The organism is Mesorhizobium sp. M7A.F.Ca.CA.002.15.2.1 (genome assembly GCF_003998715.1).
Lineage (GTDB): Bacteria > Pseudomonadota > Alphaproteobacteria > Rhizobiales > Rhizobiaceae > Mesorhizobium > Mesorhizobium ciceri.
In genome coordinates this window covers 1-3874 of sequence record NZ_RZPI01000547.1, presented here as the reverse complement: position 1 = coordinate 3874, position 3874 = coordinate 1, and the positions used below count along the sequence as shown (strand labels likewise).

At 64.6% G+C, this 3874-nt stretch carries 5 protein-coding genes; 4 read left to right on the top strand and 1 reads right to left on the bottom strand.

The genetic code is table 11. From position 1 onward, the window contains the following. On the top strand, nucleotides 1-772 hold a 772-nt coding region (locus ENZ74_RS24725; RefSeq protein WP_127313050.1), incomplete at its 5' end, for an efflux RND transporter periplasmic adaptor subunit. A gap of 22 nt (nucleotides 773-794) precedes the next feature. On the opposite strand, the gene ENZ74_RS35765 is transcribed toward ENZ74_RS24725, so the two are convergent. Further along, entirely contained in the window at nucleotides 795-1220 is a 426-nt protein-coding gene (locus ENZ74_RS35765) for a LysR family transcriptional regulator (RefSeq protein WP_275955645.1), read from the bottom strand. Nucleotides 1221-1352: 132 nt separating this feature from the next. On the opposite strand from ENZ74_RS35765, the gene ENZ74_RS24715 reads away from it, so the two are divergent. The 3 genes from ENZ74_RS24715 to ENZ74_RS24705 all read left to right on the top strand — a co-directional run. After that, nucleotides 1353-2045 (top strand): GntR family transcriptional regulator, encoded by a 693-nt coding sequence (locus tag ENZ74_RS24715; protein ID WP_063167630.1) that lies wholly within the window; start codon nucleotides 1353-1355, stop codon nucleotides 2043-2045. Between the two features lie 35 nt (nucleotides 2046-2080). Continuing rightward, the gene (locus ENZ74_RS24710) at nucleotides 2081-3187 is read left to right on the top strand and encodes a mandelate racemase/muconate lactonizing enzyme family protein (RefSeq protein ID WP_063167629.1); all 1107 of its coding nucleotides are present in this window, start codon (nucleotides 2081-2083) and stop codon (nucleotides 3185-3187) included. Nucleotide 3188: 1 nt separating this feature from the next. Beyond that, nucleotides 3189-3874: mandelate racemase/muconate lactonizing enzyme family protein (locus ENZ74_RS24705; RefSeq protein ID WP_164761184.1), on the top strand; the 686-nt coding region annotated here is incomplete at its 3' end.

Sequence of the window (3874 nt, the reverse complement as noted above, 5' to 3'; positions counted from 1 at the left end):
GACGCTCGACTATGCCCGCTCGAATCTTGGCCGCGGCACCGAGCTCGCCAAGAGCGGCTACCTCGCCAAGGACGGCTTCGACCAGCGCACCAGCACCTTGCGCGAAGCGCAGGCATCGCTGGCGCTGAACCAGGCGGCGGTCCGCACGGCAGAGCTCAATCTGAGCTACGCTGAAATCCGGGCGCCGTTTGCCGGGCGCCTTGGCCGCAACCAGGCCTCGGTCGGAACGCTGGTCAGCGTCGCCGGCACCGTGCTCAACACGCTGGTGCAGCTCGACCCGATCTACGTCACCTTCAACCCGAGCGAGACGGATCTGACCGAGATCGAGCAAGCCCGTGCGAACGGCCCGATCGAAGTGGATGTCCTGCTCCCCGGCCAGACCGAGGCAAGCCAGAAGGGCGAGCTTACCTTCATCGACAATTCGGTCGACCGCTCGACCGGCACGATCACGGCGCGCGCGACGATCGGCAATGGCAAGTTCACGCTGCTGCCGGGCCAATATGTCCGTGTCCGGCTGCATGTGAGAGAGCAGGCCGATGCGCTGATGGTGCCACAGACGGCGCTGGGCTCAAGCCAGCTCGGCAAATATCTCTATGTCGTCGGCAAGGGCAATACGGTCGACCAGCGGCTGGTTTCGCTCGGACCGACGAGCGGCGATCAGGTCGCCATCCTCAGCGGCGTCGCCGAGGGCGACCAGGTGATTACGGGCAATCTGCAGAAGATCGGCCCCGGAGCGCCCGTATCGCCGATACCGGAAAAGCCGGCCACCTGAACACCCCCGTCAGGATCCGGCTTCAGCGCGGCGCCCCGGCCTTCCCACAGGTCGCGGGCGCCGCTCGACTGAGCAGTTCCACCAGACCGGCAACATCGGCCCGGTCGGCCTTGGCCGGCGGCATGAATGCACAATAGGGGTGCCCGAGGTGCACCGAGACGAGGAGAGCGCAATCAGCCGACCGGCCTCCAGATCGGCGTGCGCCATGACCCGCTGGCCAAGCGCGATGCCCAGGCCGAGCCTTGCCGAGGCGATCGGCGTCGGTGAGCGCGATGCGGTTGCCGCTGCGCACGAACAGCTGCTTGCCGAACCAGGTTTCGAGATTGCGTATCTGCTGGCTGACCGCCGCCGACGAAACGCCGAGTTCAGAGGCGGCCAAAGTGAAGCCGCCGGCACGGGCGGCAACTTCAAAAGCCTTGATCGCATTCAGCGGCGGCAACCGTTCCACAGCGGCTCCATATGACTCGCCAGAGGGAATTTCGAAACGGTCTCTGCAGCGTTGGCCAATCAATTGAGATAGCCTCTTGTTAGATTGTCGACAATCTGCTTGTCTTGCTTTCGGTTTCCTGGGAGTGGCCGAATGGCGAAAGCGGATTTCAGTCCTATCGCGGATACGACGCGACGCGCCGAGATCGTTGCGCTGTTGCGGCGCGCGATCCTGACCGGCCAGCTCGCGCCCGGCCAGAAGCTCAACGAGCTCCGTATCTCCGAACAGATGCGGGTCAGCCGCGCGCCGCTGCGCGAGGCGATGCGCGAGCTGGTCCAGGAAGGGATCCTGACCAGCATCCCCTATGCCGGCACCTTCGTCATCGAGGTCACAGCCAAGGACATCGACGATGCCTATTCGTTCAACAAGGTGATGGACGAGCTGGCCATCGAGCGGGCGTGGCCGCTGCGTGACCAGCGCTTCTTCGACGAGCTCGACCGGCGCCACGAAGCCGTGAAGCAGGCGACCCGCGCATTGGACACGACACGCCAGATCGAAACCGCGCTGCAACTGCATGGCCTGATCTACGAATGGGCCGACAATTCGGTGCTGCTGGAAACCTGGCAGCGGCTGACCAGCCGGCTGCAGATGTATTTCGCGCTCCACCAGCATGCCCGCAACGAGCCGGTGCCGGCCGAAGACGTTCACGAAACCTATGTGCGGTTGCTGAAGGGCAAGGACATGCGTGCGGCCCAGCGCCATGCCAGGGAGCATATCGATCTCGACTTCGAGGAGTTGCTTGCCTACGCGCGCAGCCTCGAACAACGCCCATCGAGGGGCGCCTGACCCGTTCCCAACACCACAGACAGCGGACAAGACACGTGCAGATCGAGACCATCAAGGCCTACCACGTCATGCAGCCCTTCGTTGACGGGCTATACCGCATGTCGAAGGGGCGCGAGGCCGACGCCTTCGACGCCGTGATCGTGTCCATGACATCAGACAGCGGCATCACCGGCTGGGGCGAGATGGCGCCGCTCGGCAATTTTTACTCGGCCGCCTTCCCCGCCGGCGTTCGCGCCGGCGTGGTCGAGATCGCGCCGCATCTGATCGGCCGCGATCCGCGCGGGCTGGCCAGCATCGGGCGGCTGATGGACACGGTGTTCAAGGGCCATCCCTACATCAAGTCGGCGCTCGACATGGCCTGCTGGGATCTGGCGGCGCGCGCAGCCGACGTGCCGCTGGTCACGCTGCTCGGCGGCAAGGAAAGCGACACCGCGGAACTCTACAAGGTCGTCACGCACGGGAGCGTCGACGCCATGGCCGCGCTGGCCAAGCGCATCGTCAAGGACGGCTTCCACCGGCTGCAGGTCAAGGTCGGCGGCAATGTCCATGACGACATCGAACGCGTCATCGCGGTTGCCTCCTCGGTGCCGAAAGGCACGGTCATCTTCTGCGACGCCAATGCCGGCTGGACTCCCTATCAGGCGCGCCAATTCGCCGATGCCACGCGCGCCATCGACTACACGTTCGAGCAGCCCTGCACCACGATCGATGAAAACATGTCGGTGCGCCGCATGCTCGACAAGCCGATGGTGCTCGACGAATCCGTCACCTCGCTCGAGGCGATGCTGGAAATTCATCGCCTGGGCGCGGCCGACGGGCTGACGCTGAAGATCTCGCGCCTTGGCGGCGTGACGAAGACACGCCAGATCCGCGACATTGCCGTCGACCTCGGCTTCATGATCACGGTCGAGGACACGGGCGGCGCCGAGATCGACACCGCGGCGATGGCGCATCTGTCGCTGTCGACGCCGGAAGAGCGCCGGCTGCACGCCATCGCCTTCCATGAATGGGTGACGGTGCGCACGGCATCGAACATGCCACCGGTCACCGGCAGCCGCATGGGCATTCCAGACGGGCCGGGTCTCGGCATAGACGTCGTTCCCGATCTGCTCGGCGCGCCGTTCTTCGAGGTCGGGCGCTGAGATGAAAATCCGCAGCATCAAAGCCACGCCGATCAATTTGCGCCTCGAAGCGCCCTATGCCTGGGTGTTCGGCGAACTCGACGGATTTTCACCGACCGTCGTCGAAGTCGAGACCGAGGATGGCCTGGTCGGCCTCGGCGAAGCGCCGACGCCAGCGGCGGCCGCGATCATCAATGATGTCCTGGCGCCGCGGCTGGTCGGGCGCGATGCCTTCGACATCGCCGGCGCCGAGCATGTCTGCCTGCCCTTTTGGACCGGCGTGCAGTCGATCAACGACCGCACACGCATCATGGCTTTCGGCGCCATCGAGATGGCTTTGTGGGACCTGCGCGGCAAGGCGTGGAACCAGCCGCTCTACCAGTTGCTCGGCGGCGCCGTACGCAAGGATATCCCGTTCACCGACTATTTTTCGCTGCGCGGTGATGGGCCAAAGGTGAAGGGCGAGACGACGCCCCAGGAAGTCGCCGACTATTGCGTCGAATTGCATGAGACGCATGGAACGACTTTCTTCGAAGGCAAGTTCTCGACCGAAGATCCGAAAATCTCGCTCAGGATGGTCGAGCTGATCCGCAGGAAACTCGGCGACGATGCGATGATCCGTATCGATTCCAACCAGGCCTATTCGCTCAGCACCGCGCGGCGGCTGGCGCGCCCGCTGGAAGAATTGGGCGTGCGCAACTGGGAGGA

Bases quoted from the DNA above. Each gene is read 5' to 3' on its own strand.
- ENZ74_RS24715 (WP_063167630.1), top strand. From the start codon at position 1,353: ATGGCGAAAGCGGATTTCAGTCCTATCGCGGATACGACGCGACGCGCC.